We start from the raw sequence: 21,112 nt of genomic DNA, 5'->3' as shown, positions 1-21,112 counted from the left end.
ATAGGCGAACCTCTAGCGTCGTCGCCATGACGGAGAACATCACCGACGCCCGCCTCCGGATCGCCGTGGTGATCGGCAGCGTGCGCACGCCCAGAATGGCCGACCCGCTCGCCGCGTGGCTGGAGCGCGAGCTCACCACGATCGACTGGCTCGACCTCGACCTGATCGACCTGGCCGCGGTCTCGCTGCCGATGCACGAGCTGCAGCCCGGCGGAGCGGCCGCGTCCCCGATCGGCGGCACCCTCGCGAACGCCGACGGATTCGTCTTCCTCGTCCCGGAGTACAACCACAGCTTCCCCGCGCCGGTGAAGAACGCGATCGACTGGCACTTCACCGAGTGGGCCTACAAGCCGGTCGCGTTCGTCGGGTACGGCGCCTCCGGCGGCATCAGGGCCGTGGAGCAGCTGCGCGCGGTCTTCCCCGAACTGCGGGCCACCACGGTCCGCGAGTCGGTGCTGCTCCCGATGCCATGGGAGAACCTGGACGCCGACGGCCGTTTCGTCCCTCCGCCGGGCTCGGCGCAGGCGCTGCACCTGATGATGGGCGAGCTGCGTACGTGGGCGCGGGCGCTGCGTCCCATCAGGGTCCCCGACCTGGCCGGCCGACGGTGAACGAGCCGACCGGCGCCGACCACGCCGGCTTGGAGGCGGGCGCGGCCTCGCTCACGGTCGGGCAGGTGGCCGAGGCCGCCGGGGTGACGCCCAACGCCGTCCGCTTCTACGAGCGCTACGGCGTGATCAGCGGCCACCGCACCAGCGGCAACGCCCGCCGGTTCACCGTCGACGCGGTCTGCCGGATCAGGCTCGCCCTCGCCGCCCAGCGCGTCGGCATCACCCTCAAGGAGAGCGCCGACATCCTCGCCGGCATCCCGCCGCTCTCCCGCGATCTCGACCAGTGGGTCGCCGCGGGCGAGGAACTCGTCCGGATCGGCCGCGCCCGCATCGACGCGCTGCAGACGACCGTGAACGACCTGGCCACCCTGGGTTTCCTCCAGAACACCCCTTGATCCACCGGCCCCGGCGGCCGAGTTCACCGCCTCGCACGCTGCCGGCAGGTGACTCGTCCCCGGCCGAGAGAAGGACATATCATGCGCAACCTCCATGGCAAGACCGCGCTCGTCACCGGCGCGAGCAGGGGAATCGGCCGCGCCATCGCCCGGCGTCTGGCCGGTGACGGCGCGCGCGTCGCCGTCCACTACGGCGGCAACGAGCAGGCCGCCGCGGAAACCGTCGCCGCGATCGAGGCGGCCGGCGGGCAGGCGTTCGCCCTGCGGGCCGAACTGGGCACGCCCGGCGACGCCGAACGTCTGTGGGGCGCCTTCGACGCCCGCGCCGACCGGCTGGACATCCTGGTCAACAACGCCGGCGTGCTCAACGACGAGCCGGGCATCGAGCACGTCACCAGGCAGCAGTTCGAGCGGATCTTCGCGATCAACGCCACCGCCCCCTTCTTCGTCACCCAGCACGCCCTGCCCCGGCTGCGCGACGGCGGCCGGATCATCAACATCTCCACGATGCTGACCCGCGGCTCGGCGATGCCGCAGTCCATCAGCTACGCCATGTCCAAGGGCGCGCTCGACGTGCTCACCTCGACGCTGGCCAAGCAGCTCGGCCCACGCGCGATCACCGTCAACACCGTGGCTCCCGGCGTCATCGACACCGACATGCATCAGGGCAGGCTCGTCGGGGAGGCGCTGGCCTGGCTGTCGTCGCTGTCCCCCATGGGCCGCGTGGGCACCCCCGCGGACGTGGCCGACGCGGTCGCGTTCCTGGCCGGCGACGACAGCCGCTGGGTGACCGGCCACTGGCTGGACGCCTCGGGCGGCACCCTGCTCTGACGGCACCCTAGCCGAGCAGCCGGAGAACCCTCTCGGCCTGGGTCTCCAGGGCGCCCGCCGGGTTGTGCGGCGTCGCCGGGCCACCGGGACCGAGCTGGAGGAACCAGCCCAGCGCGATCAGGCGGCGGAAGTCCCTGACCCGCTCGGCCTCCCGCGGGGCGAGGCCGACCCGGGACAGCAGCCGCCGCGCGTCCAAGGCGCCGTCGAGGTGGGAGATGTGCTCGCACAGCTCGCCGAGCTCGAAGGCACGGTCGTTGCGGCCGGAGTCCTCCCAGTCGACGATCCGGACGCGACGCTCGTGCTCGTCCCACAGGTAGTTCGCGAGGTTGCCGTCAGCCGGCCCCAGAACGGGCGCCGGAGACCCGGCCAGGAGCCTGTCGGGGGCCGCGGAGGCCAGCCAGGCGACACCCGCACGGTACGCCTCCCGCACCACGGGCTCTTCGCCCAGGTCACGCCGCCTGCCGGCCCAGGCGCGAGCCTTGGTGACGGCCGCGGCGGGCCCCCAGGGGGCGGGCTCGACCGCGTCCACCACCCGGCGCGGGACCCGGTGCAGCCGGTCGAGGGCGGTCGCCATCGCCTGGATCTGCTCGTCGGTGATGTCCTCGCCGCGCAGGACGCGGCCGGGCAGCCGGGTCATCACGATCATCGGCGGATCGGCGTCGAGCGCGGCCTCCACAGGGGTGGGCGCGAGGCCGGGGGCGTGCTCGGCGAGCAGGGTGAGGGCTGTCCACTCCCGGTGCGGTTCTCCTCGTCCCCACGAGGCGTACCGCTTGGTCACGACGTCGTCGTGGAACTCCAGGTCGTGGGTGCATCGGCCCGTCATACGCCCGCGTCGCCCCTTACGGTGGCACCTCGCGCGGCGGCCGGGCGCAGCCGCGACAATGGGAACATTATGGACAATTTCCTCTCCTCATCCATGAGCGGTCGCGCGCGGGCGCGCGAGCTGGGCGTCGTCGTCGGCGACATGCCGACCGGGCCGTTGAACGCGATCACCGATGTCGAAGGCGTCCTGGTGGGTCACGCCACCCTCGACGACGGCGCCGAGCTGCACACCGGGGTCACCGCCATCGTTCCCCGGCAGCTGACCGCCGAACGGCGCGGGCTGCCCGCGGCCGTGTACGCCGGCAACGGGTACGGCAAGCTGGTCGGCTCGACCCAGATCGACGAACTGGGCGTGCTGGAGTCGCCGGTCGTCCTGACCGCCACGCTGTCGGCGTTCCGGGCGGCGGACGCGCTGGTCACCTATCTGATGGACGGCAACCCGGAGGGGATCTCCTTCAACCCGGTCGTGGGCGAGACCAACGACGGCTTCCTGTCCGACATCCGGCGCCGCCCGATCACCGAACGGCACGTGCTCGACGCGCTGGAAGGGGCGTCCGGCGGGCTGCCGGCGGAGGGCTGCGTGGGGGCGGGCACCGGGACGACGGCGCTGGGCTTCAAGGCGGGCATCGGCACCTCGTCCCGGCGGCCGGTGGTGGACGGCGTTCCGGTCACGGTCGGAGCGCTCGTCCAGTCCAACTTCGGTGGCGTGCTGACCGTGCGGGGCGTCCCGATGCCGGTCGAGGAACTCGTCCCGGGGGCGGCGAACGAGGAGCCGGTCGGCAACTCCTGCATGATCGTGGTGGCCACCGACGCGCCGCTCGACGCCCGTCAGCTGGCCCGCCTGGCCCGGCGGGCGATCTTCGCGATGGGCCGCGTGGGGGCGTCGTACTCCCACGGGAGCGGCGACTACGCCATCGCCTTCACCACCGCGTCACCGCAGGTCCCGGCCCTGCCCGACGCCAGGCTGAACCCGGTGTTCGCCGCGGTCATGGACTCGGTCGAGGAGGCGCTGCTCAACTCCCTGTTCGCCGCGACGACCACGACCGGCGTGCGCGGCCGCACCAGCCATGCCGTCCCGTACGACCGGCTGCTGGAGCCGGCGCCCGGAGAGCCGGTCGGGTAGCCGTTCGGCGGTCAGGACGGCTGGAGCTCGTCGAAGAGGGCGAGGGCTTCGGCGGGGTCCGGGCTCACCAGGCGTTCCAGACCGGCCGCGGTGATCTTCGCGTATTTGGCGGCCCGTGCCCACATCTGCTGCTCGAAGGCGCGGACGGCCTCGTCCGGGTCGCCGGGGTTTGCGGCGACGGCCTCGGCGAGCTCGGCGCCTTCCAGCATCGCGAGGTTCGCGCCCAGGCCCAGCGGGGGCATCAGGTGGGCGGCGTCGCCCAGCAGCGTCACCCCGGGTACGTGGTCCCAGGTGTGGGCCACGGGCATGACGTAGAGGGGGCGGCGGGTGAACGTGGTGCCGTGGCGGAGGAGATCGAGGACGGGAGCGGCCCACCCGTCGAACAGGGCCAGCAGGCTCGACCGCACGGCCTCGGCATCGGCATCGGCCGGGTCCGCCGCGTCCAGTGGTGCGCGGAACTGGGCGTAGACCTTGACGTGGCCGCCGCTGTTGCGCTGGGCGACGACGGCGCGGTTCACGCCGTACACGGCCAAGGAACCGTCGCCGATCAGGCGGGCGAGGTCGGGGTGGCGGGCGTCGACGTCGTCCAGGGAGGTCTCGACGGAGGTGACACCGGTGTAGCGCGGCGTCGCGGACGAGAGCGCCGCGCGGACCCGGGACCAGGCGCCGTCCGCGCCCACCACGAGGTCGAACGCCTCCTGCCGCCCGTCCGCGGAGCGGACCAGCACGCCGTCCCGGGTGCCGGGCACCACCTCGGTGACACCCCGCCCCCATTGGACGTCCAGAGGGCCGAGCAGCAGGTCACGGAGTTGCCCGCGGTCGATCTCGGGATTGGCCCGCTCATCCGGACGGGGTCGCCAGTCACGCAGGACGGTCCCGTCCGTGTCCAGGATGCGCATGGCCTGTCCCTCCGGACGGGACAGCGTCCGGAATCCCGCCAGCAGCCCCGCCTTGTCCAGCGCGCGCTGGCCCATCCCTTCGTGCAGGTCCAGCGTGCCGCCCGGAGACCGGGCGCCAGGGGACGAATCGCGTTCGAGGACGGTGACGGGATGGCCATGGCGGTGCAGGACGCGGGCGAAGGTGAGGCCGGCGGGGCCGCCTCCCACTACAGCGATACGATGTCTCATGTCGATACACTGTATTTCCTCGATACACCGTATCGCAACACTACGATGTATCCATGACTGTGTGGGACCGTCCGGAGCCGCCGACCCGCCCCGCGCCGCTCGACCGGGAGCGCATCGTCGCCGCCGCCGTCGCGCTGGCCGACGAGGGCGGGCTGGAGGCGGTGTCGTTGCGCAAGGTCGCCGCCCGGCTCGACGTCGGCCCGATGCGCCTGTACGGCTACCTGTCCACCAAGGAGGAGCTGTTCGACCTCATGGTGGACGAGGTCTACGCCGAGATCCTCCCCGAGGAGCCGCCCGGTGACTGGCGGGAGGCGCTGCGCGGCCACGCCGACCGCATCAGACGGGCCGCCCTCCGGCACGAATGGCTGGCCGACCTGCTCGGCGGACGTCCGAGCCTGGGCCCCAACGCCCTCGCCGCGACAGAGGGCATGCTGTCCGCCCTCGACGGCGTCGCCGACCTCGACACCGTCATGCGGGCCGTGGAGACGGTCAGCGCGTACACCACCGGCGCGATCAGGCGCGAGGTCGCGGGCCTGCGGGCCGAGCGCGCCACGGGCCTGTCCAAGCTCGACTGGCAGCGCGCCCGCGGCCCGCACGTGAGCAGGATGCTGGCCACGGGCCGCTTCCCCTCGCTGGCCAGGCTCGTGCACGACGGCACGGAGGTGGACGCCGATGAGTCCTTCGCGACCGGCCTGGACTGGGTCCTCGACGCCGTGGCCGCCAAGTTCGGCCTCTAGGATGGTCGCCGCCGGACGCGCACGGCAGGACGACGATCGCCTGCGGGCGCTGTTCGACGCGGCCCGGGACGTCTTCGGCGCCCCGGAGGCGGCCGAGGCGTCCGCGAGGCTCCGGCAGTGCGCCGCCGTCTGCGAGGACTACGCCGACCGCGTCTTCACCGCCCTCCACGAACCGCCACCCGCGACGGACCACGACGCGGCGGCGCCCGAGACGTCCCGGGCGACCCCGCGTGAGGCACTGGGGGGCAGGCGATGACGCCTTCGGTGTCGGCCGTGTCGGGGCGGCGGATGTGGCCGTTGTACGCCGCCGGGTTCACCACGGCGTTCGGCGCGCACGGCATCGCCGCCAACCTCGGCGGGTTCTCCGGCGACGCGGTCACCTCGCTGCTCGTCCTCGGCGCGCTGCTGGCCCTGTACGACGGCGCCGAGGTGCTGCTCAAGCCGCTGTTCGGCAGCCTCGCCGACCGGATCGGCGCCCGTCCGGTGCTGCTGGGCGGCCTGGTGGCCTTCGCGATCGCCTCCGCCCTGTACGTCGTCGCCGACAGCCCCGGCTGGTTGTGGGCCGCCCGCCTGGGCCAGGGCGCGGCGGCCTCGGCGTTCTCACCGTCGGCCTCGGCGCTGGTGGCCAGGCTCAACCCCGCCGCCAAGCTCGGCCGGGCCTTCGGCGGCTACGGCTTCTGGAAGTCGATCGGCTACACCCTGGGCCCGCTGCTGGGCGGCGTGCTGGTGTGGGCCGGCGGCCTGCGGCTGCTGTTCGCGGTCCTGACAGTGCTGGGCCTGGCGGTCGCCGTGTGGGCCGCGCTGGCCGTGCCCACCGTGCCGCCGCTGCCCAAGGCCCGCCAGACGGTGCTGGACCTGGCGCGGCGCCTGGCCGACCCGGCGTTCCTCGTCCCGACCGCGGCCCTGGCCGGGGCCACCGCCGCGCTGTCGGTCGGCGTGGGGTTCCTGCCCGTGTCCGGCAGGGTCGCCGGTCTCGGCACGGTCGCGACCGGCGCCGCGGTGTCCGTCCTGGCGGCGTGCGCGGCGGTCGTGCAGCCCAGGGCCGGGCGGGCCCTCGACGCGGGGCGGCTGGGGACCCGTACCGGCATGCTGGCCGGGCTGCTGGTCACCGCGGCCGGGCTGGCCTGCGCGATGCTGCCCGGTCTGACCGGGATCCTGTCGGCGGCCGTACTGATCGGGGCGGGGACCGGGCTCATCACCCCGCTCGGGTTCGCCGCCCTCGCCGCCCGCACCCCCGCCGAACGCATGGGCCAGACGATGGGCGCCGCCGAACTCGGCCGGGAACTGGGCGACGCGGGCGGCCCGCTGCTCGTGGCCGGCGTCGCCACCCTCGCCTCGCTCACCTACGGCTACGCCGCCCTCGCGATCCTGCTCGCCGTCGGCCCGCTCATCGCCCTCACCCTCCGCCGCTCCCCCACCACCTGACCGCCCCCAAGCCCGGCCGGCCACAAGGGCCATGTGACAGCGGCGTGACAGGCGTCGTTCCGGGGGTGTTAGGCGCCGGTCCCTATAACCGTTGGCATGTCGATCACCGACCTCCTCCGGCGGGAATGGGCCGCGTTCCGCCGCCCCGGCCGCCTGACCGCCCTGACCGTCGCCGCCCTGGCCGTCATCGGGCTGGGCCTGATGTCCGCGTTCGCCGGACGTTCCTCCTGCGACGGCCCCTGCCCCGCCGCCCCCGTCGCCGCCGACGGCTCCACCGTCAGCGACACGTTCTGGTTCCTGCACCGCGGTCTGGGGCGCGAGGGCAGCATCACGGTCCGGATGACGTCCATGACCGGGACGATCACCTATCCCCCGCCGAACCACGACCAGCTCGTGGCCGGGCTGGTGCCCTGGGCGAAGGCCGGGATCATCGTCAAGGACGGCCTGCGTCAGGGCTCCCGATATGCGGCCCTCGCCATGACCGGCGCCCACGGCGTGCGCTTCCAGTACGACTACAAGCACGACCGGGCGGGAAGCCCCGACCGGCTCCCGCGCTGGCTGCGCCTGACCCGCTCGGGCGACACCGTCACCGGCGCCGAGTCCGCCGACGGCCGGCAATGGCACACCGTGGGCACGGCGACGCTGGCCGGACTGCCGGAAACCGTGCAGGTCGGCCTCTTCGCCACCTCGCCCGGAGACCTCACGCTCCGCGAGAGCGGCCTCGGCGGCGCGATCGAGGAGTCCCGGTTCACCCAGGCCGTCGGCGTCTTCGACCAGGTCGCCGTCGAGGGCGGTCACGACGGCGCCTGGGCCAGTGATCCCGTGGGCGAGATGAACCACACCGACTGGGAGAAGTACCACAATCCCTCCGGAGCCGTGCAGAAGGGCGGGATCATCACGGTCAGCGGCACCGGCGACATCGGCCCGCTCAACGAGGAGGCGCCGCGCGTCGCCGAGAACCTGCTGGCCGGGCTGGTGATCGCGCTCGTCGTCGTGCTCGTGGTGGCCGCCCGCCACGGCTCCCGTACGGCCGGTGGGGCGGGTGCGCGGCGGACGGTCGCCGCCCGCGCGGCCGTCGTCGGGGCGGCGGCCTTCGTGACCGGACTGGTCGCCGCCGGCGTCGTCCTGCCGGTGGGCGTCGCGATCCTGAGCGGGAACGGCACGCCGGCACAGCCACTGTCCGGACTCACCGGCGCGCGGGTGATCGTCGGCGTCGCGCTGGTGCTCGCGCTCTGCGCCGTCCTCGCGTTCGGGCTCGGCGTGCGGCTGCGGCGGGGCTGGGCGGCGATCGTCGTCGCGCTCGCGCTGGTCGCGCTGCCGTACGGCGTGACGGCGGTTCCGCTGCTGCCCGACGCCGTCTCCGGCTGGCTGCTCCGGCTGACCCCGGCGGCGGGCTTCGCCGTGCTCCAGACGCGGGCGGAGTATCCGCAGGTGACCGCCCACTACGCGCCCTCGGCGGGGTACTTCCCGCTGCCCGGATGGGCCGGGCTCGCCGTCCTGGCCGCGTACGCGGCGTTCGCGGCGTGGCAGGCGCTGCGAGGCACGGCGACCGGTGAGGCCGCGCCGGGACGGACCACCCGGCCCGGCTCTGGCATCATCGGCGGGTGATCCCCATGACGACCGACCGGCTTCTCCTGCGTCTGCCGGACGACGACGACCTCGCCCCCTTCGCCGCCATGAACGCCGACCCCGAGGTCATGCGGTACATCGGCGACGGTTCCGTCCAGCCCCCGGACTCAGCCGCGGCGGGGATCGCGCGCGCCCACCGCGAATGGCACGAACGCGGCTACGGCCTGCTCGCGGTCGTCGTGCGCGAGACCGGACGGACGGCCGGCTGGGTCACGCTGACGGTGCCCGCGTTCCTCCCCGAGGTCCTGCCCGCCGTGGAGATCGGCTGGCGGCTCGGCCGGCAGCACTGGGGGAACGGCTACGCCACCGAGGCGGCCGGGCGGCTGCTGGGGTTCGGGTTCGCCGAATGCGGCCTCGACCGGATCGTCAGCATCCGTCACGTGGACAACCAGCGGTCCCGCCGGGTGATGGACAAGCTGGGCCTGCGGTTCGCGTTCGAGACGGTCGTCCCCGCGCACGGCCGGCCGGTCGCCGTGCACGAGATCACCCACGCCTGCCGTACAGATGGAGGACCAGGGGCGCGCACACCGCGGTGACGACGGCGGTCGCGACGAGCGACCAGGTGACCGCCCCCGCGGCGCCCGCGGTGTGGTTCATCAGCCCCCTGGCCGCGGCCGCGACGTGGCTGAGCGGGTTGACCTCGACGAAGGCCCGCAGCCGGCCGGGCATGGTGGCGGGCTGGACGAAGATGTTGCTGGCGAACGAGAGCGGCATCAGCACGACGTTCGCGACGCTGATGACCACCGCCTGGTCGGGCACGAGCAGGGCGACCGCCGCCCACAGCAGTGACAGGGACAGCCCGAACGCCACGACCAGCGCCACCGCCGCCGCCACCCCCGTCACGCCGCCTTCGGGCCGGTAGCCCATGACCAGCCCGAGCACCACCACCACGCCGGACGCGATCCTCGAAGCGGCCCGCGCCGCCCTCGGCACCGCCCCGCCCGCCGACGCGCTGGCCGGGTTCCTCGACGCCGGCTGGCAGTTCCTGCGCCGCCATCCCCTGCTGCTCGACCTCACCGTGTCCCGCGTCCACCGTCCCGCGAACGACGACCCCCACGACGTCGTGCCGCCGCGCCTCGAACGGCTCATCCGGCGGGGCCAGCACACCGGCGACTTCGACGGGTCGCCCCCCGCCGCCTGGCTGGCCGCCGCCGTCATCGGGCTCCAGCACGCCGCCGCCGAGGAGATCGCCGACGGCCGCCTCACCGCCCCGGAGGCGGCGGCCCTGTGCCTGGCCAGCGCCCTGCGCCTGCGCGGCGGCGGCGACCGGCCGTGATCCGCTAGGGCCCAGGCGGCCAGGCGACGTCGTCCACGGCGAGGAACGGCGAGAGCGCGACCGAGGCCGGCGTCACCCCCGCGAAGGTCATCACGTCCCTGTGCAGGTGCGACTGGTCGGCGTAGCCGCTCTCGGCCGCCACGTCGGCGGCGCGTTCACCGGCGGCGAGCCGGTGGGCCGCCCGGTCGAAGCGGATCAGCCGGGCCACCCGCTTCGGGGTGAGGCCGACCTGGGCGCGGAACCGGGACCAGAGGCGCTTGCGGCTCCAGCCGGCCTCGACGGCGAGCCGTTCGACGGGCACCCGGCCCCCGCTCGCCGCCATCCGCCGCCAGGAGAAGGCGACCTCCGGATCGGCGGCGCGGCCCGCGTCGGCGCGCCTGGCCAGCGCGTCCTCCGCGATCGCGAACCGGTCCTCCCACGACCCGGCGGCCCGCAACCGCTCCTGGAGGCGTACGGACTCCCGCCCCCAGAGGTCGTCCAGCGAGACCACCGTGCCGCCCAGCTCCGCGGACGCGCCCAGGACGGCGTGCGCGACCATCGGCGACAACCGGATCTGGAGGCATTCCATCCGGCTGGTCAGGCCGCATCCCCGTACCTGATGAGGCGCGAGACCGGCGACGACGCGTCCGAGCTGCCGCGAGCCGCGGTCGTCCTCGATGACGAACGGCTCGTCGCCGAGGTCGAGGAGCAGAGTGACCGCGGGGTGCGGGACGAGGGCGAGGTCGCGGAACTCGTTGTCCCGGTCGCTGAACCCCGCCATCATGACCCCGGGCAGGCGGCCGGGCCGCGACGGGACGGTGATCTTCCATCGAGGCACATGGGCGCGAACCCGCTCGGCTGACCGCACACCGACATGCTACGAGCCTCCGACACCGGACGGCGTGCTCGCGAGCGGGATTGACCTCAAGTGTGCCTGAGGTTGCATAGTCGGCCGCATGGAGAGCTTTGAGATCGGTGTGATCCTGCCCGGCGTCGGCGAGCAGCGCAGAAGGGGCCTCGACCTGCGGGAGGCCGCCCGGCACGCGGAGGACGCCGGGTTGGACGGCGTCTGGCACGGCGATCACCTGGCCATCGGCGGGCCGACCCTGGACGCGTCGATCGCGCTGGCCACCGCCGCCGCCGTCACGTCGAGGATCAGGATCGGCGCAAGCGTGTTCGTCCCGGGGATCCGGCCGCTGGCCTGGGCGGCCAAGCAGGTCGCGAGCCTGCAGCACGTGTCCGGCGGCAGGCTGGTGCTGGGCGTCGGCTCGGGCGGCGGGCCGGGGCAGTGGGCTGCCGCCGGGGTGGCGTTCGGGCGGCGTGGGCGCCGTACGGACACCGCGCTGGAACTGCTCCCCGACCTGCTGGCCGGGAAGGAGACCCGGCTGCCGGACGAGCCGGGACAACCGCCGGTCACGCTGACCCCGGCCGTGGCCATGCCGCCCGTGTGGGTCGGCAACGCGTCGGAGGCGGCGATCCGGCGGGCTGCGCGGCTGGGCGACGGCTGGTTCCCCTCGCTGATCTCCCCACGGGAGGTCGCCGAGGGAAGGGGACGGCTGGCCGGGCTGGCCGGGCAGGCAGGCCGTCCCGTTCCGGTCGTCGTCATCGGTTGCGCCGCCGCGCTGGGAGCCGGGCCCGACGTCCCGTCCCGGGCGCAGCTGGCATCCGGGATCAGCGCCGGCTACGGCCGTCCGCTTGAGGACGTCCTGCCGATCCCCCTCACCGGCCACCCCGAGGAGGCCGCCGGACGACTGAACGACTACCGCGAGGCCGGGGCGAGCCACGCGGTCGTCGGGATCTCGGGCGGCGACTGGCGGAGACAGGTGGACCTCCTGGCGCAGGTGCGAACCCTCCTGCACGGGTGACGTCCGGACGAACCGCGCCGTGGCGTCATGGGCCGGCCCGCGCGCAGGGCCTCGACCAGCTCGGCGGGCGCGCAGGGCGAGGGTCGAGAGCGCGGCCACGCAGTACTCGCAACCGCTGACCACGCCGGCCGTGATCAGCACCACCTGCCTGGCCGCCTCGGGCGTGTCGCTCTCGCCGTAGGTGCGGAAACCGCTCATCATCTCTCCTCGGTAGTGGAGAAACCGTCAAGTACGGCGCGTACGCCCGCCAGCAGGGTGCCCGCCTGGGCGCCGGCCCGTGAGCGCAGGTTGACCGCGTACGCCTGCAGGGGCAGCGCCTCGGCGGCCGCCTCCCGGTCCAGGCCGGGCCGGAGCTGGCCCTTGGTGCGCGCGGCCTCCAGTGCGGTGCGCATCGCCGCCCACAGCGCGTCGTGGTGGCGGTCGAGAATCTCCCGGATCTCCGGCAGCACGCCGCCCGCCGTGGCGTGGGTGTTGGTGACCAGACAGCCCCAGCGGGCGTGGCTCGCCGCCGCACCGGGCGGCCACCAGCCGCTCGAAGAACGCGTGGACGGCCGGCACGCCGCGGGCGTCGGCGGCCAGGGCGTCGAACACCGGCCGCGACTGCCGTTCCAGGTAGCGGCCCAGCGCGGCGGCCTGCAACTGGGCCTTGCGGCCGAAGGTCGCGTACAGGCTGGAGCGGCTGAGTCCGGTCGCCTGGACGACCTCGGCGATGCCGGTGACCTCGGCCCCGCGCTGCCAGAACAGGGCCATCACAAGGCTCCGGCACAACCTCACCCGATGGCGTACTCGGTGAAGTGGCCGCAGGCGGTGAAGCCGAGGCGGCGGTAGACGGGCTCGCCGTCGGCGGACGCCTGCAGCACCGCGGTCTCGTAGCCCGCGTCGCGGGCGGTGTGCAGGGCGGCCAGGGTGATGGCGCCGCCGTAGCCTCGGCGACGTGCGGTGGCGAGAGTGGCGATGTTGTAGATCCCGGCGACGCCCGCGTACAGGAAGACCTCGGCCGAGCAGACGGGACGCCCGTCGACGTATCCGACCAGGTACCGGGCGGGACAGTCGGCGGTCAGCGACCATGGCGCGGCGTCGGCGAAGAACCGGCGCACGGTGGCGGCGGGCGGGTCCCAGTTCGCAGCCAGAACCGTGGCGTGGTCAGCGAGCTGGGTGGGGGTGGTCGCCAGGCGGATGTCCAGGCCGTCGGCGTGCGCTTCAGGGAGCGGCGCGCGCAGGTCCTTCCACATGCCCGTCTCGGTCTCCGAGGCTTCGAGCCCGGCTGCCCTGAGGCGCTCGGCGAGGCCGGCCGGTGTGGAGGCCGGGCCCACCCACCAGGAGAACGGGCGGCCGGTGGCGGCCAGGGCGCGGACGGTTTCCGCGATGCGGGCCTGGACGGTGTCCGGGGTGAAGCGGGCCGCCGCGACGATGTTGAAGGTGTCGTCGTCCAGGCCGCTGTCGGCGATCAGCAGGTCGCCGGTCTCGGTGACGGACGCGCCTTCCAGGTTCCGGTGCAGGTGGCAGGCGTGCTCGGCGAGATTCTGCTCCATCGCGAGCATGAGCCCGGATTCATCGATCGACGGATTCGTGTCCACGACGATCATTTCAGCATGCCCGGCCCGCGGCGTGGAACTCGACGGCCTGCCGACAGTAGGTCGTGCGTTACGGCCGGTATTGGGGTGTTTCGTTGCTATGGTCGCGCGCATGCGATCGAGCTACCTCTCCTGGGACGATGCCGTTGACCTGTTCGAGCGGCGCGGCCTGCCGAAGGAGACGTACCAGAACCTGTACGAGGAGGAGTACATCCTCGTGCCCGGCCCCGCCGCGGTGACCGGCGAACTCCCCCTCGACGAGCACGGGCGCACGCCGTGGCGGGAGGACACCCCCGAGGCGGCGACCGGCTACATCATCGACGGCGACCTGGTCGTCGACGGGAACGTCACCGACGTGGACGACGGCTCCGCCGCGCTGATCGTCCTGGGGAACCTGCGGACGAGGAACATCTACCTGGCCGGCGACGCCAAGCTGATCGTGCAGGGCCACGTGACGTCCGAGACGTTCGTCGGCGACTGGACCGACAAGCTGGTGATGATCCATGGGGACCTGCGCACCACCGTCTCGATCTTCTGGAACGAGTTCTGCCCTGACCTGGTCGCCGGCACCCTTCACGGCAGGATCCTCGCGCCGGCCTACCTCGACCTGTCCGACGTCCCTGTCGGCGCTCTGGCCGACCCGTCACCGCCGGCCCCGCTCGGCGAGCTTCTCGTGCCCGAACTGCTGATCACCGGCGCCCCTGGCCCCGACGACCTCACCGAGATCGGCGTCCGCGGCGACGCCCTCCGCGACCGCCTGCTGTCCGGCCTCCCTCTCACGATCGCACCATCCACCCCGGACGTCGATCGCGCATGACGGGCGTTTCCGCCACACCGGCCTTGACCCCCAAACCACCCACGACCACAGGTCCCGGTCAGACATATTGACGACGTGCCTTCGACATGGGCCGCGGTTCACGCTTTGGAAGCGAAATCCGCGATCTACCGAAGGATGGTCATGTCATTCCAGCTCAGGAAATGCCGGAACTTACTGTCGGCGGCGGTCACCCTGACCGCGGTGACGGCGCTGACCGGCGCCGCCACCGCGCACGCCGCCACCGCCCAGGCCCCCACCCCTGCCGCTGCCGCCGACCAGAGCGTCAGCACCGTACGGACCGGTGACGGGTTCGACGTGCTGATCGGCGGCCAGGCACGCGTCCACCTCGCACAACCGGAGAAGTCGGACGGCGTCGTGACCGCCGCCGGCCCCGGGCACGTCGCCATCATCCCCGACCACGACGGCTCCCGCGTCGAGGTGCTGGGCCTGTCGGACGACGCGGGCGCGGCGTTCGTGGCCGCCTACCCCGACACGCGCGACGACCGGCGGTACGCGGCCAGTCTGCTGCGGGTCGCGCTCGCCGACGGCTCGGTGACGCCGCTCATCGCGAGCGACCCGGCGCACGGCCAGGTCTACGCCGACTTCCGCCTGGTGAACGGCGAGCGCCCGCTGGTCAGCTTCATCCGCCGTTCGGGGCCGTACCTGTGCTCGGGACGCTCCGAACTCGGGCTCGCCGACCTCGACGGCCGGACCGTGGCCACGTACGGCGACATCAACCAGGTCTACGACACGCGGGACGAGTTCGACGGCCGCGGCTCGTGCGGCCTGACGACCGCCGTCATGACGATGGCCGGCTACCAGCTCAAGGAGTGGGGGCTGTGGGTGAACTACGGCGGCCGCCACTACTCGCCCTACGGCCGCTACGTGACCGACGAGTACCCCTACAACAACACGATCTTCAACCGGACCGCGCCCGACTTCTCCGGCAACGGCTCGTGGATGGGGGCGCACGGCGTGGTCTACGACCCGAGGTGGGGCGCGGACTGGGAAGACATGCGCGACCAGGTGTACGACACCGCCTACCTGCGTCCCGTCCAGCTCTGGGGCAACTGACCCGGCCTGCCCGCCCAAGGTCGGGTTGCTGATATCTCAGCGCCCTCCTACTGTGATCCCAGTTGTTCGCGGACGGGATTCCACATCCCTCCGTCGCGAACGCCGGACACCTTGGACGGAGTATGTCGTGACCACTGCACTCATCATCGGCGACATCCAGCGGGGCATCACGGGCGGTTTCCCGTTCGCCCGGCAGGTCGTGCCACCGCTCACCGAACTGCTCCCCCGCGCCCGAGCCGCCGGTGCTCTCGTGGTGTTCGTGCACTTCGCCTTCCGCGCCAACGGGACCGACGTGCCACCCCACAGCGCGCTGATGAAGTCGTTCTTCGAGGCCGGGGACGCCTTCCACGAAGGGTCGGCCGGGACCGAGCTCGACCTGCCGGTCACCGAGCAGGACGTCGTCGTGCTGAAGCGCCGCGCCAGCGCGTTCGCGGGCACCGACCTCGACCTGGTGCTCCGCGCGCGCGGCGTCACCACGGTGGCCGTGGCCGGGGTCGCGACCAGTGCGATGGTGGCCGCGACGTGCTACGACGCCGCCGACCGCGGCTACCAGGTGTCCGTGCTGCGGGACGGCTGCGGCGACGCCGACCCGGCCATGCACGACTTCTTCATGGACGCCGTCTTCCCGAGCCGGGGCTTCGACGTGGTGTCGTGCGACGGATGGCGCCCGTCGGCCGAAGCCTGAGTGCGGACCTGACGCCGGTCGGGCTCGGGGGCGCGATTGCAAACACTTCTTCGCGAACGACTCTTTGCGAAGAAGTGTTTGCGGTCTAGGCTTCGAGGCATGACCGAACCTCCCGAGAGTGTGGTCGTCCTCGATGCCAAGGGCCTGCGGGCGCTGGCCCACCCCGTACGGGTGCAACTCGTGGACCTGCTGCGCAAACACGGCCCGTCCACCGCCACCCGCCTGGCCGAACGCCTGGGGGTGAACTCGGGCACGGCCAGCTACCACCTGCGCAGGCTCGGGGCCGCCGGGTTCGTGCAGGAGGACACCGAGCGCGGCAACGCCCGCGAGCGCTGGTGGCGTTCGGTCCACCAGGTCACCCGGCTCACCGATGACGAACTGTCGGAGCGGGAGCCCGAGGCGGTGCTGGCCTACATGCAGTCCATCGCCGCCCTGTACAACCTGCGCACCCAACGGACGCTGAACGAGCTGCAGACCATGCCGGCGGAGTGGCGGCGCGTGCTGGACCTCAGCTCCGTCGCGCTGCGCCTCACCCCGGAGGAGGCACAGCGGCTGCGCGGGGAACTGGCGGAGGTCGTCTCCCGCTACCGCCCCGACCTGCCCGGCCAGGACGCGCCCGAGGACGCCGCGCGGGTCTCGCTGATCACCCAGCTTCTGCCCGAGCTGCCCGAGGACGCGTGATGGGGCAGCGCGGGTCGTTACGCCCGATGGCCGGCCTGCTCGCGGCCATGACGGTCTCGCTGACCGGCACGCGGGTGTCGGCCATCGCCCTGCCCTGGTTCGTCCTGACCACGACGGGCAGCGCGGCGCAGACGGGGGTCGTGGCGTTCGCGGAGATGGCCCCGTACGTGCTGGTCAAGGCGCTGGCCGGGCCGCTGGTGGATCGGGTCGGGCCGCGCCGGATCTCGTGGGCCGGGGACGTGGTGAGCGCCACGGCGGCCGGGACGGTCGTCCTGCTGCACGCGCTGGACCTGCTGCCGCTGGGCGCGCTGCTCGCCCTCGTCGCGGCGGTCGGCGCGGCCCGCGGCCCCGGGGACCTGGCCAAGGAGGTCATGGTCCCCGAGGCGGCCGAGCGCGGACGGGTGCCGCTGGAGCGGGCCACCGGGCTGATGGGCGTGACCGAGCGGCTGGCCCAGACGGTGGGCCCCGCGGCCGGGGGCGCGATGGTGGCACTGCTCGGCCCGCTGACCGGCCTGGTCGTGAGCGTCGTCTGCTTCGCGCTCGGTTCGGTGATCGTGGCATGGGCGCTGCCGCGCGGCATGGGCCACAGCGCGCCGGCCCAGGAGGCGCGGGAAGGATACTGGCGGCGGTTCGGCCAGGGGTTCACGTTCCTGCGCGGCGAACCGCTGCTGCTCTCCGTGGTCGTCATGGTCGGCATCACGAATCTGCTCGACGCGGCCTTCAGCCAGGTGCTGGTGTTCGTCTGGGCGAGCGAGTCCGGCCAGGGGGCCGCCGTGGTCGGACTGAACAGCGGTGTGGCGGGGTTCGCGGCCGTCGGCGGCAGCCTGGTCGCGGCCGCCGTGGCGCACCGGATGCCGCGCAGGCCGGTGTTCTTCGTGGCGTTCCTGCTCGCCGGGCCGACGCGGTTCCTCATCCTGGCGGTGGACGCGCCGCTGTGGGTCATGCTGGCGGTGTTCGCGGTGGGCGGGTTCGCCGCCGGATTCCTGAACCCGATCCTCGGGGCGATCTCCTACGAGCGGGTGCCCCGGCACCTGCTGGGCCGGGTCAACGCGTTGCGGGACTCCCTGGCCTGGGCCGGTATCCCGCTCGGCGGGCTGGTGGGCGGGGCGGCGGTGGTGGCCGCGGGGCTGACGCCGGTGCTGCTCGCCGGCGGCGCGGCCTACGCGCTCACCACGAGCCTGACGGGGTTGCGGCCCGAATGGCGGCAGCTGGACGGGCCGCACCGCCAGGGCCCGCCCGCCGTGCCGGCGTCACCCGAAGGCGCCGACCGGGCGGGCGCGGCCGGCGCCGAACGTTCCCCCTGACCTGGAGCCCGTTGTCGCGGGTCAGATCCCCGCCGAGATCTTCAGGAGCACCACGCCGCCGATGATCGCGGCGAACGACGCGAGCTTGGCCGGAGTGATCTTCTCCTTGTAGATGAGGGCACCGAGGACGACCGTGCCGATCGAGCCGATGCCGGTCCAGATGGTGTAGCCGACGCCGACGTCGAGGGTCTTCAGCGCCAGGCTCAGGGTGAAGATGCCGCCGGCGGCCGCCAGCAGGGTGAAGACGGAGGGCCACAGCCGGGTGAAGCCATGGGTGGCGTTGGTGCCGAGCGCGAATCCGATCTCGAAGACGATCGCGATGGAGAGGTAGATCCAGGCCATGGTGACGTTCCTTAGGAAGTGGTGGGTGGTCAGACGGTGGCGGGCTTCGACGCGGACAGGCGGTCGGCGAGCTTGAGCCCGAGGACGCCGCCGATGATCAGGACGAAGGCCAGCGCCTTCCAGACGGTGAGCTCCTCCCCGAAGATCACCGAACCGAGCAGCACGGTGCCGACCGAGCCGATGCCGGTCCAGACGGTGTAGCCGACGCCGACGTCCAGGGTCTTCAGCGCCAGGCTCAGGAAGAAGATCCCGCCGGACGCCGCGGCGGCGGTCAGCAGGGACGGCCACAGCTGCGTGAAGCCTTCGGTGGCGTTGGTGGCCAGGGCGAAGACGACCTCGAAGACGGCGGCGACGAGCAAATAGATCCAAGCCATCTCGGACCTCTCCTTATTTGTATGTATGTGCAAACTTCTGGGCGACAGAGAGAAGCTTGCATGTGCATGTATGCTTTTGTCAATCCCGTCCGAGCGGCCGGGTCCTCAAAGAAGGAGGAGGCTTCCATGGCTCCGACGGCTTCCACCCCACCCCCGGCTCCGGCGCCCTCGGCGCTCTCCGAGGCTTGGAACGACGTCCTGCTGCTGCACGCCCGCGTGGAGAACGCCCTTGCCGTCGTCCTCCAGCGGCGGCACGGCATCGGCCTGTCGGAGTACCGGGCGCTCGGGCATCTCGCCACCTCGGCGGCCGGCGAGCTGCGCATGCAGGAACTGGCCGACAAGATCGGGCTCAACCAGAGCTCGGTGACCCGGCTGGTGACCCGGCTGAACACGGCGGAGTTCACGTACCGGGATGTGTGCCCGGACGACAAGCGCGGGGTCTACACCGTCATCACCGAGTCGGGCCGGACGCGCTACGCCGAGGCGAACGCCACGTACGAGGCGACGCTCAGGAACGTCCTGGAGGAGGCCGGACAGGCGGACCCGCGGCTCGTCCCGGCGCTGTCGGCCCTGGGCCTGCTGGACGGATGACCTGCCCCATGGCCCCGGCCGAACCGATATCGAGGAGTTGAACATGCGCACTGTTCGGATCACCCGCTTCGGCGGCCCGGACGTTCTGACGATCGCCGAGGCGCCCGCGCCCAGGGCACAGGAGGGCGAGGTGCTGGTACGCGTCGTCGCCTCCGCCCTCAACCCGGTTGACGACAAGACCCGTGAAGGGGCCATCGGCGAGGGCGCCCCTCCGCTGCCGATGACCTTGGGCTGGGAGCTTACGGGCATCGTCGTGGACAGCCGGGAGGAGTCGTTGCCCGTGGGTGAGCGGGTCTTCGGCATGTCCCACCAGCTTGACACCGCCCGGGGGACCTGGGCCGACCTCGTCGCCGTGCCGGTCGGCTCGCTGGCCGCCGCGCCGTCGGCGGTCAGCCTGGTGGAGGCGGCGACGCTGCCGTTGCCGGGGCTCACCGCCCTGCAGACGCTCGACTGGCTGGACCTGCGGGCGGGCGAACGGCTGCTGGTGGCGGGCGCGGCCGGCGCGGTGGGCGGGCTGGCCGTGCAGCTGGCGCGGGCGCGCGGCGTACGGGTGGACGCCCTGGTCTCCAGGCCGGCCCAGGTCGAGGCGGCCCAGGAGCTGGGGGCGGAGTGGGCCACGACCGACCCCGCGGATCTTCCGTCCGCCGCCTACGACGCCGTCTTCGACACCTTCGGCGCCTTCGTCACCGGGGCCGTGGCCGACGGGGGCCGCTACGCCTCCGTCGCCACCCAGGCGGGGCCGGTGCCGGACCTGTCCGGCCGGTCGGTCCGCACCACCGTCAACCAGGTGCGCGAGGACGGCCCGGGGCTCGCCGAACTGGCCAAGGCGGTCGACGCGGGCCAGGTCAAGGCCCGGGTCGAGGCCCAGTACGGGCTCCAGGACGTGCGGGCGGCGCACGAGCACTTCCGGCGCGGCCGGCTGACCGGCAAGATCGCCCTCGTGCTCTGAGGCCACGGCGCTCAGATCATGCGTCGCAGCGCGGTCTCCACGGCGTCGATCAGCGGATCGCCCTCGGTCCGCGGATGCCGGGCGAGGCCGAGCTCGACGTCCGGCAGGGCGGGCAGGGCGCCGGGGTCGTGGCAGGCCATGACCGGTTCGAGGTTGCCGGGCATGAGCGCCGCGACGCCGAGCCCGGCCCGCAGCGCGGCCAGCACGCCGGCCAGGCTGTTGCTCTCGAACACCGCCCGCCAGCGCCGGGCGGTGCCGTCCAGCGTCTCGACCACCGACCTGCGCCACGCGCACGTGCCGGTGAACAGCACCACCGGCAGCGGGTCGGCGGTCGGATCGACGCCCTGTCCGATCGCCCAGACCAGCGGGCGGCGCACGGTCCAGCGCGGCGGGCCGGGCAGGTCCGGCACCTCGTCGAGCACGAGCTGGACGCGGCCCGCGTCGTAGGCCTCCCGGATCGCGGGGCCGGAGAGGCTGAGCACCTCCAGTGTCGCGCCGGGGTGCAGCCGGGCCAGGTCGGCGAGGGCCTGCGGGAGGTGCGCCGCGGCCAGGTCCTCCAGCAGCCCGACGCCGCAGCGGCCGGTGAGCGCCCGCCCGGTCGCGGTGAGCGCCTGCGCGGAGAGCGCGAGGATGCGCTCGGCGTACGGCAGCAGCTCCTCACCCGCCCGCGTCAGCGAGACGCCGGACGGCGACCGGTGGAGCAGCGGGCGGCCGACGGCGCTCTCCAGCTTGCGCAACTGCTGGCTGAGCGCGGGCTGCGTGTGCCCGAGCGCGGTCGCGGCGCGGCTGATGCTGCCGGCCCGCACGGCGGTGACGAAGGATCGCAGCAACCCGGTCTCCAGATCTCTGGGCATAAGCATTCATTATGGCCCCTCCAACGAAACAACGACTTCCTATGGCC

Annotated in this window: 27 protein-coding genes and 1 pseudogene; 18 read left to right on the top strand and 10 right to left on the bottom strand. The window is 73.2% G+C overall.

All coding sequences use genetic code 11. The annotated features are described in order from the left end of the window. The first annotated feature begins 26 nt into the window (after window positions 1–26). The 3 genes from AB0J97_RS23190 (at window position 27) to AB0J97_RS23180 (ending at window position 1,837) form a co-directional block, all read left to right on the top strand. Entirely contained in the window at window positions 27–611 is a 585-nt protein-coding gene (locus tag AB0J97_RS23190; protein ID WP_364091809.1) for an NAD(P)H-dependent oxidoreductase, read from the top strand. Then, a complete protein-coding gene (locus AB0J97_RS23185) occupies window positions 608–1,006 on the top strand; it encodes a MerR family transcriptional regulator (RefSeq protein ID WP_357708906.1) in 399 nt (132 codons plus the stop codon). Before AB0J97_RS23190 ends, AB0J97_RS23185 begins: the two co-directional genes overlap by 4 nt. Window positions 1,007–1,087: 81 nt before the next feature. Then, window positions 1,088–1,837 carry an SDR family oxidoreductase gene (locus AB0J97_RS23180; RefSeq protein ID WP_357708909.1) on the top strand — a complete coding sequence of 250 codons (750 nt, stop codon included), beginning with the start codon at window positions 1,088–1,090 and terminating at the stop codon, window positions 1,835–1,837. A gap of 7 nt (window positions 1,838–1,844) precedes the next feature. Here AB0J97_RS23180 and AB0J97_RS23175 read toward each other — a convergent pair whose 3' ends face one another. After that, window positions 1,845–2,660 (bottom strand): aminoglycoside phosphotransferase family protein, encoded by an 816-nt coding sequence (locus AB0J97_RS23175; protein ID WP_364091805.1) that lies wholly within the window; start codon window positions 2,658–2,660, stop codon window positions 1,845–1,847. A gap of 93 nt (window positions 2,661–2,753) precedes the next feature. Here AB0J97_RS23175 and AB0J97_RS23170 point away from each other — a divergent pair, with 93 nt between their 5' ends. Continuing rightward, complete coding sequence (locus AB0J97_RS23170) at window positions 2,754–3,782, top strand: P1 family peptidase (RefSeq protein ID WP_364091803.1); 1,029 nt, start codon at window positions 2,754–2,756, stop codon at window positions 3,780–3,782. A gap of 11 nt (window positions 3,783–3,793) precedes the next feature. On the opposite strand, the gene AB0J97_RS23165 is transcribed toward AB0J97_RS23170, so the two are convergent. Beyond that, window positions 3,794–4,909: an NAD(P)/FAD-dependent oxidoreductase gene (locus AB0J97_RS23165; RefSeq protein WP_364091801.1), complete on the bottom strand. Its 1,116-nt coding sequence runs from the start codon at window positions 4,907–4,909 to the stop codon at window positions 3,794–3,796. Between the two features lie 53 nt (window positions 4,910–4,962). On the opposite strand from AB0J97_RS23165, the gene AB0J97_RS23160 reads away from it, so the two are divergent. The 5 genes from AB0J97_RS23160 (at window position 4,963) to AB0J97_RS23140 (ending at window position 9,236) form a co-directional block, all read left to right on the top strand. Further along, window positions 4,963–5,646 (top strand): TetR/AcrR family transcriptional regulator, encoded by a 684-nt coding sequence (locus AB0J97_RS23160; RefSeq protein ID WP_364091799.1) that lies wholly within the window; start codon window positions 4,963–4,965, stop codon window positions 5,644–5,646. A 1-nt stretch (window position 5,647) separates the two neighbouring features. After that, the gene (locus AB0J97_RS23155) at window positions 5,648–5,902 is read left to right on the top strand and encodes a Chromate resistance protein ChrB (protein WP_364091797.1); all 255 of its coding nucleotides are present in this window, start codon (window positions 5,648–5,650) and stop codon (window positions 5,900–5,902) included. Beyond that, window positions 5,899–7,071: an MFS transporter gene (locus AB0J97_RS23150; RefSeq protein ID WP_364091795.1), complete on the top strand. Its 1,173-nt coding sequence runs from the start codon at window positions 5,899–5,901 to the stop codon at window positions 7,069–7,071. The genes AB0J97_RS23155 and AB0J97_RS23150 overlap by 4 nt, the downstream gene beginning before the upstream one ends. A gap of 96 nt (window positions 7,072–7,167) precedes the next feature. Further along, on the top strand, window positions 7,168–8,679 hold the full coding sequence (locus AB0J97_RS23145) for a hypothetical protein (RefSeq protein ID WP_364091793.1): 1,512 nt from the start codon (window positions 7,168–7,170) through the stop codon (window positions 8,677–8,679). A gap of 5 nt (window positions 8,680–8,684) precedes the next feature. Next, a complete protein-coding gene (locus AB0J97_RS23140; protein WP_357709005.1) occupies window positions 8,685–9,236 on the top strand; it encodes a GNAT family N-acetyltransferase in 552 nt (183 codons plus the stop codon). Here the strand turns inward: AB0J97_RS23140 and AB0J97_RS23135 are convergent. Next, complete coding sequence (locus AB0J97_RS23135) at window positions 9,184–9,591, bottom strand: ABC transporter permease (RefSeq protein ID WP_364091791.1); 408 nt, start codon at window positions 9,589–9,591, stop codon at window positions 9,184–9,186. The genes AB0J97_RS23140 and AB0J97_RS23135 overlap by 53 nt on opposite strands. Here AB0J97_RS23135 and AB0J97_RS23130 point away from each other — a divergent pair. Beyond that, on the top strand, window positions 9,566–9,976 hold the full coding sequence (locus tag AB0J97_RS23130) for a hypothetical protein (RefSeq protein ID WP_364091789.1): 411 nt from the start codon (window positions 9,566–9,568) through the stop codon (window positions 9,974–9,976). The two genes, AB0J97_RS23135 and AB0J97_RS23130, sit on opposite strands and share 26 nt — an antisense overlap. A 4-nt stretch (window positions 9,977–9,980) precedes the next feature. On the opposite strand, the gene AB0J97_RS23125 is transcribed toward AB0J97_RS23130, so the two are convergent. Further along, the gene (locus AB0J97_RS23125; RefSeq protein WP_364091787.1) at window positions 9,981–10,823 is read right to left on the bottom strand and encodes a helix-turn-helix domain-containing protein; all 843 of its coding nucleotides are present in this window, start codon (window positions 10,821–10,823) and stop codon (window positions 9,981–9,983) included. An 88-nt stretch (window positions 10,824–10,911) separates the two neighbouring features. Between AB0J97_RS23125 and AB0J97_RS23120 the strand changes: the two genes are divergently transcribed. Then, a complete protein-coding gene (locus AB0J97_RS23120) occupies window positions 10,912–11,820 on the top strand; it encodes an LLM class flavin-dependent oxidoreductase (protein WP_364091785.1) in 909 nt (302 codons plus the stop codon). Window positions 11,821–12,017: 197 nt separating this feature from the next. Here AB0J97_RS23120 and AB0J97_RS23115 read toward each other — a convergent pair whose 3' ends face one another. The 3 genes and pseudogenes from AB0J97_RS23115 to AB0J97_RS23105 form a co-directional block, all read right to left on the bottom strand. Next, entirely contained in the window at window positions 12,018–12,269 is a 252-nt protein-coding gene (locus AB0J97_RS23115) for a hypothetical protein (RefSeq protein ID WP_364091974.1), read from the bottom strand. A gap of 190 nt (window positions 12,270–12,459) precedes the next feature. Further along, window positions 12,460–12,570: pseudogene (locus AB0J97_RS23110) on the bottom strand (TetR family transcriptional regulator); the annotation flags it as partial. Between the two features lie 20 nt (window positions 12,571–12,590). Then, window positions 12,591–13,397 carry a GNAT family N-acetyltransferase gene (locus tag AB0J97_RS23105; RefSeq protein WP_364091783.1) on the bottom strand — a complete coding sequence of 269 codons (807 nt, stop codon included), beginning with the start codon at window positions 13,395–13,397 and terminating at the stop codon, window positions 12,591–12,593. A gap of 109 nt (window positions 13,398–13,506) precedes the next feature. On the opposite strand from AB0J97_RS23105, the gene AB0J97_RS23100 reads away from it, so the two are divergent. The 5 genes from AB0J97_RS23100 (at window position 13,507) to AB0J97_RS23080 (ending at window position 17,955) form a co-directional block, all read left to right on the top strand. After that, the gene (locus AB0J97_RS23100) at window positions 13,507–14,211 is read left to right on the top strand and encodes a hypothetical protein (protein WP_364091781.1); all 705 of its coding nucleotides are present in this window, start codon (window positions 13,507–13,509) and stop codon (window positions 14,209–14,211) included. Between the two features lie 141 nt (window positions 14,212–14,352). Next, complete coding sequence (locus AB0J97_RS23095; protein ID WP_364091779.1) at window positions 14,353–15,285, top strand: hypothetical protein; 933 nt, start codon at window positions 14,353–14,355, stop codon at window positions 15,283–15,285. Window positions 15,286–15,412: 127 nt separating this feature from the next. Beyond that, the gene (locus AB0J97_RS23090) at window positions 15,413–15,970 is read left to right on the top strand and encodes an isochorismatase family cysteine hydrolase (protein WP_364091777.1); all 558 of its coding nucleotides are present in this window, start codon (window positions 15,413–15,415) and stop codon (window positions 15,968–15,970) included. Between the two features lie 99 nt (window positions 15,971–16,069). Continuing rightward, on the top strand, window positions 16,070–16,651 hold the full coding sequence (locus AB0J97_RS23085; RefSeq protein WP_364091775.1) for a winged helix-turn-helix domain-containing protein: 582 nt from the start codon (window positions 16,070–16,072) through the stop codon (window positions 16,649–16,651). Then, window positions 16,651–17,955 carry an MFS transporter gene (locus tag AB0J97_RS23080; RefSeq protein WP_364091774.1) on the top strand — a complete coding sequence of 435 codons (1,305 nt, stop codon included), beginning with the start codon at window positions 16,651–16,653 and terminating at the stop codon, window positions 17,953–17,955. Before AB0J97_RS23085 ends, AB0J97_RS23080 begins: the two co-directional genes overlap by 1 nt. Before the next feature lie 21 nt (window positions 17,956–17,976). Here AB0J97_RS23080 and AB0J97_RS23075 read toward each other — a convergent pair whose 3' ends face one another. Then, window positions 17,977–18,297: a multidrug efflux SMR transporter gene (locus tag AB0J97_RS23075; protein ID WP_357708955.1), complete on the bottom strand. Its 321-nt coding sequence runs from the start codon at window positions 18,295–18,297 to the stop codon at window positions 17,977–17,979. 29 nt (window positions 18,298–18,326) lie between these two features. After that, window positions 18,327–18,671 (bottom strand): multidrug efflux SMR transporter, encoded by a 345-nt coding sequence (locus AB0J97_RS23070; RefSeq protein ID WP_357708957.1) that lies wholly within the window; start codon window positions 18,669–18,671, stop codon window positions 18,327–18,329. Window positions 18,672–18,797: 126 nt separating this feature from the next. Here AB0J97_RS23070 and AB0J97_RS23065 point away from each other — a divergent pair, with 126 nt between their 5' ends. After that, window positions 18,798–19,262: a MarR family transcriptional regulator gene (locus AB0J97_RS23065; RefSeq protein WP_357708959.1), complete on the top strand. Its 465-nt coding sequence runs from the start codon at window positions 18,798–18,800 to the stop codon at window positions 19,260–19,262. Between the two features lie 43 nt (window positions 19,263–19,305). Next, a complete protein-coding gene (locus AB0J97_RS23060) occupies window positions 19,306–20,211 on the top strand; it encodes an NADP-dependent oxidoreductase (protein WP_364091771.1) in 906 nt (301 codons plus the stop codon). Window positions 20,212–20,222: 11 nt separating this feature from the next. Here the strand turns inward: AB0J97_RS23060 and AB0J97_RS23055 are convergent, their stop codons facing one another. After that, window positions 20,223–21,065 (bottom strand): LysR family transcriptional regulator, encoded by an 843-nt coding sequence (locus tag AB0J97_RS23055; RefSeq protein ID WP_364091769.1) that lies wholly within the window; start codon window positions 21,063–21,065, stop codon window positions 20,223–20,225. Window positions 21,066–21,112 lie beyond the last annotated feature (47 nt).

The organism is Nonomuraea sp. NPDC049607 (genome assembly GCF_040675375.1).
In the GTDB taxonomy this organism is placed as follows: Bacteria; Actinomycetota; Actinomycetes; order Streptosporangiales; family Streptosporangiaceae; genus Nonomuraea.
This window is presented reverse-complemented; position numbering and strand designations above follow the sequence as displayed.